Below are 4681 nucleotides of genomic sequence, written 5' to 3' on the forward strand. Positions count from 1 at the left end.
CCAGGGCGGCATCGGCGACCTGCTGGGCGGCCTGTTCGGCCGTGGTGGCCGGGGCGGGGCGGCGTCGGCGACGCGGGCCCAGCAAAGGCGACGACGTCGAGACCGACGTGCGGATCGACTTCGTGGAGGCGGTCAAGGGCGCGACGGTGCCGCTGCGGCTGTCCAGTCCGGCGGCCTGCGGAACCTGCGGCGGCTCCGGCGCGAGGCCGGGCACCACGCCGCGCACCTGTCCGACCTGCAAGGGCGCCGGGCTGGTCAGCCGGAGCCAGGGCGCGTTCGCGTTCAGCGAGCCGTGCCGCGACTGCCGGGGCACCGGCAAGATCATCGACGACCCGTGTCCGGAGTGCGCCGGCGAGGGCGTGAGCACCAAGGTGCGCACGCTCACCATGCGGATTCCGGCCGGTGTCGACGACGGTCAGCGGATCCGGCTGGCCGCCCAGGGCGAGCCCGGGCGCAACGGCGGCCCCAACGGCGACCTGTTCGTCCGGGTCCACGTGGCGCCGCACGCGGTGTTCGGACGTTCCGGTGACGATCTCACGGTGACGGTCCCGGTGACCTTCCCCGAGCTGGCGCTCGGCACCACACTGACGGTGCCGACGCTGGACTCGACGGTCAACGTGAAGGTGCACCCGGGCACGGCCAGTGGCCGCATCCTGCGGGTGCGCGGCAAGGGCATCGAGCGCAGGGACGGCCGCAAGGGAGACCTGCTGGTGACGCTCCAGGTCGCGGTCCCGTCGCGGTTGGAGGGCAAGGCCGAGGAGGCGCTGAAGGCGTACGCCGAGGCCACCGCCGACCACGACCCGCGGGCGGAGTTGGACGCGCTGCTCGGAAAGGGTGACGCATGATGGGCAACCCGTTCTCGTTCCCGCCGGGCACCAACGAGGACACGCCGGTGTTCGTGATCTCGGTGGCGGCTCAGCTGTCCGGGCTGCACGCCCAGACGCTGCGCAGCTACGACCGGCTCGGCCTGGTGTCGCCGGGCCGGGCCAGCGGCGGCGGGCGGCGCTACTCCGCGCGGGACATCTCGCTGCTGCGTGAGGTGCAGCGGCTGTCCCAGGAGGAGGGCGTCAACCTCGCCGGCATCAAGCGCATCATCGACCTGGAGAACCAGGTGGACGCGCTCAAGGCCCGGCTGACCGAGGTGCTGGAGGAGTTGGCCGCAGCACACGTGGCGGCCGAGCAGGCGGCGGCCGCCGTGCACGCCTCCTACCGGCGGGACCTGGTCCCCATCCGCCATCAGCAGCAGATCGTCGTCTGGAAGCCCAAGCAGTAGTCGGGCACGAAAAAGGGGGGCCGGCCGGCCCCCCCTTTTTTCAGCATCAGTCCAAAGTGAACGGGTCGTAGCGGATGTGGTCGAGCGGGGTGCCGGCCACCAGCATCCGCGAGACCGTCGCGCGGATCATGGCCGGGGAGCCGCAGACCAGGACCTCGCGGTCCGACCACGAGCCGTAGCGGGTGACCACGTCGGCCAGCGACCCGTGCTCGTAGCCCTGCAGGCCCGGCTCGGACTCGACCACCGGCACCACGGTCAGCCACGGGTTGCTCTGGGCGATGCGCTGGAGGTTCTCCAGGTCGTACAGGTCCTCGCGGGTGCGGCCGCCGACGAACAGGTGGACGCGGGGGTTCTCGCCCCACTGGGCCAGGTTGTCCAGGATCGCTCGCATCGGGGAGACGCCGGTGCCGCCGGCGACCATCAGGATGTCCCGCTCGCTCTCGCGATCCACGGTGAGCCGGCCCATCGGGGCACCGAGCCGCCACTGGTCGCCGACCTGCGTGTGGGCCACGATCGAGCGGCTCACCCAGCCGCTGTTGACCGCGCGGATGTGGAACTCGACGGTGCCGTCCTCGCGGGGCGCGTTGGCCGGGCTGTAGTAGCGCCACAGCCGTGGCCGCTGCGGCGTCTCGACGCTGACGTACTGGCCGGGCTGGTAGGGCACCGGGTAGTCGGGCTGCACCCGCACCATGGCCAGACCCCAGCTCAGGCGCTTGTGCTCGACGACAGTGGCCGGCCAGAAGGCGGGGCCCTCGTCGGCGGCCGCGGCCTCCTGCATGGACCGGGCCATGATCGTGTAGGCCTCGGCCCAGGCCCGCTCGACCTGCGGCGTCCATGCCTTGCCGGCGAACTTCTTGATCGCGGCGAGCAGGGCGGTGCCGACGGCCTCGTAGTGGCTGGAGACCACGCCGAACTTGCGGTGGTCACGTCCGAGCTGGCGCAGGAAGGGGATCAGGTCGTCGGGGCGGTCGACCATCTGCACCACGTGCACCAGGGCGCGCAGGAGGCGGCTTCGCTGGACCGACATGTTCACGGGGAACATGTCACGGGTGGTCGGCGCGAGGCTGAACAGCATCCCGTAGAAGAACTTCGCCACTTCCTCGGCGCACGGCTCGACGACCGCGAAGCTCTCGCGAATCATCCGCACCATCGCGGTGACACCTGGTGGCGGTTCGCGTTGAGGGTTGGTCGAAGGCAAGGGATTCAACACGGCGTTGGCTGTCATGGTCCGGGCGCAGTCTCCACGTAGTCAGGGGCACCTGGCAAGGCGCCCCGTGGTCAAGCATCCGTCCCCCGACAGGGTGGACCCTAACTCGACATCGGGTCCTTGTGGGACTTGATGCCACGTTCGAGTGGACTGGGGTAACTAACCGTTGACAGACCTTCCCACGAACGGGCGAAGAATGGTCCGGGGGTGTGCAGAGCGCGGTCGACATGACACGGTGGATCACCGTGACCCCCGTCCACCTTGCTCCGACCGGTACCGCCGGGCCCGAGCTGCTCCAACTGGAGCTGTCGGATGCGCCGTCCCCCGCGGTGACCGACATCACCCTGCACCCCGACGATCCGCTGGGCGCGATGCCCGACGCCGCCGGCTTACCCGGGTCCCGAGGCGAGCACCTGCTGCAAAGAGCCTTCGGCACCGTCGACCGGGCCAACCGCTTCTACCGCGATCAGGTCCTCGACCATCTCAACGACGAGATGCGCGCTTTCGTTACACGCATGGACATGGCCTTCATCGGCACCTCGGACGCGGCCGGCGAGTGCGACGTGTCCTTCCGCGCCGGCCCGGCCGGCTTCGTGCAGGTCCTCGGCGAGCGCTGGCTGGCCTATCCCGAGTACCGCGGCAACGGCGTCATGGCCAGCCTCGGCAACATCAGCGAGAACGCCCACGTGGCGATGTTGATGGTCGACTTCGCCACCGACCTGATCGGCCTGCACGTCAACGGCCGGGCCCGGATCGTGGACGACGCCGAGCTGCGCGCCGTGCACCCCGACCTGCCGACCGAGTTCGACCGCGGCCGCACGCCCGAGCGGTGGGTGGTGCTGGAGGTGGTCGAGGCCTACATTCACTGCCGCAAGCACATCCCGAGGCTGGTCCCGGTCGATCGCACCCGGGACTGGGGCACCGATGACGGTCGCCGCAAGGGCGGGGACTACTTCGGCGTCCGATCGGCCAGAACGGCGGCCCGCTAGCGGGGATCGGACACCCCGACCACTACGGTTTGACGTTCGTGTGACGCGGATGGAGGACCACAGGGTGGACGAGCACGATCAGGCTGACCGCCGGGAGGCAGCCCAGGCCGTGGAGCGGGCCCTCTCGGTGCTGTTCGGCCGGGCCCGCAGCTTCTCCCTCCAGGTCGCCGCGGCCGTCCACCCCGGGTTGGACACCGCCTCCTACGCCCTGCTCGTGCACCTGTACGAGACCGGCCCGGTGCGCGCCGCCGAGATCGTGGAGCGCACCGGACTGGACAAGTCCACGGTGAGCCGGCAGATCGCCCGGCTGGAGGAGCTCGGCCTGCTGGAGCGGGCCGTGGACAGCGCCGACGGCCGGGCCCGCATCGTGCAGCTGACCGCGACCGGCCACGACCGGCTCAGCGCCGTGCGCAGCGACCGCCGCAAGCTGTTGCGGGAGCGGCTCTCGCACTGGTCCAGCGAGGACATGCACACGTTCTCCACCCTGCTCGATCGGTTGAACGAGGTGCTGTGATGGGTCCGTCGGTCGACGAGGCGCTGGAGCTGATCCGCCAGCTGCGGATGCTCAACCAGATCCAGAACGCGGCCCGGACGCGGTTCTGGAACGACGAGTTCGGGCTGCACCCGGCGGCCGGCGCGCTGCTGGCCGACGTGGTGGCCCGCGGCGAGGTCCGGGTGTCCGACCTGGCCGAGCACCGGGTGGTGGACACGTCCGTGGTCAGCCGGCAGATCGCCCAGCTGGAGAAGGTCGGCCTGGTCGAGCGCAGGCCGTCGCCCAGCGACGGCCGGGTGGCACTGATCAGCCCGACCGAGCGGGGGCGGGAGGTGCTGGCCGGCTGGAAGCAGAAGCAGGCCGAGCTGATCCGGGCCGCGTTCGCGGAGTGGGACGACGGGCGCCTGGCGGCGGCCAACGGCGTGCTGCGCGAGCTGATCGCCTCGCTGCGGACGTCCCTGGAAGCGTGACCACCCGGACGGCGCAGTCCTGTGGATCGTCACCTGGGGATTGTGGACAACCGGCCGGGCGCTGGGGACAACCCTGACGCGCATGTGGGTGAAAGCCCGGAAGCGGGCGCTGACCAGCCGTGACAGCGTTGGGTGAGCCGGCTCACTCCGGTATGCTCGTACTTGAGCGGAACAGACTCAACTTTTCTGACGTTGAAGCTGGTGTCCCGACGTCTCGCCCGAAGGTGGGAGATGAACGAGTTCAACCCG

Annotated in this window: 5 protein-coding genes and 1 pseudogene; 5 read left to right on the forward strand and 1 reads right to left on the reverse strand. The window is 70.6% G+C overall.

The genetic code is table 11. The features are described from left to right. Both KUTG_RS27315 and KUTG_RS27320 read left to right on the forward strand, forming a co-directional pair. Positions 1–845: pseudogene (locus KUTG_RS27315) on the forward strand (DnaJ C-terminal domain-containing protein); the annotation flags it as partial. Beyond that, positions 845–1273, forward strand: coding sequence for a heat shock protein transcriptional repressor HspR (locus KUTG_RS27320; protein WP_043720747.1), 429 nt, complete (start codon positions 845–847; stop codon positions 1271–1273). The pseudogene KUTG_RS27315 and the gene KUTG_RS27320, both read left to right, overlap by 1 nt. Before the next feature lie 46 nt (positions 1274–1319). Here KUTG_RS27320 and KUTG_RS27325 read toward each other — a convergent pair whose 3' ends face one another. Further along, on the reverse strand, positions 1320–2423 hold the full coding sequence (locus KUTG_RS27325) for an FAD-binding oxidoreductase (RefSeq protein WP_043720750.1): 1104 nt from the start codon (positions 2421–2423) through the stop codon (positions 1320–1322). A gap of 302 nt (positions 2424–2725) precedes the next feature. On the opposite strand from KUTG_RS27325, the gene KUTG_RS27330 reads away from it, so the two are divergent. The 3 genes from KUTG_RS27330 to KUTG_RS27340 all read left to right on the forward strand — a co-directional run bounded on the left by KUTG_RS27330 (position 2726) and on the right by KUTG_RS27340 (position 4432). Continuing rightward, on the forward strand, positions 2726–3469 hold the full coding sequence (locus KUTG_RS27330) for a pyridoxamine 5'-phosphate oxidase family protein (protein ID WP_043730808.1): 744 nt from the start codon (positions 2726–2728) through the stop codon (positions 3467–3469). A 64-nt stretch (positions 3470–3533) separates the two neighbouring features. Then, positions 3534–3983 (forward strand): MarR family winged helix-turn-helix transcriptional regulator, encoded by a 450-nt coding sequence (locus tag KUTG_RS27335; RefSeq protein ID WP_043730810.1) that lies wholly within the window; start codon positions 3534–3536, stop codon positions 3981–3983. Next, a complete protein-coding gene (locus KUTG_RS27340; RefSeq protein WP_043720752.1) occupies positions 3983–4432 on the forward strand; it encodes a MarR family winged helix-turn-helix transcriptional regulator in 450 nt (149 codons plus the stop codon). Before KUTG_RS27335 ends, KUTG_RS27340 begins: the two co-directional genes overlap by 1 nt. The last annotated feature ends 249 nt before the right edge of the window (positions 4433–4681 follow it).

The sequence above is a fragment of the Kutzneria sp. 744 genome, from assembly GCF_000568255.1.
Lineage (GTDB): Bacteria > Actinomycetota > Actinomycetes > Mycobacteriales > Pseudonocardiaceae > Kutzneria.

What these genes read in the sequence shown, in the direction of transcription:
- KUTG_RS27325 (WP_043720750.1), bottom strand. Translation starts at nt 2,423, where the DNA reads ATGGTGCGGATGATTCGCGAGAGCTTCGCGGTCGTCGAGCCGTGCGCC.
- KUTG_RS27320 (WP_043720747.1), top strand. Translation starts at nt 845, where the DNA reads ATGGGCAACCCGTTCTCGTTCCCGCCGGGCACCAACGAGGACACGCCG.
- KUTG_RS27340 (WP_043720752.1), top strand. Translation starts at nt 3,983, where the DNA reads ATGGGTCCGTCGGTCGACGAGGCGCTGGAGCTGATCCGCCAGCTGCGG.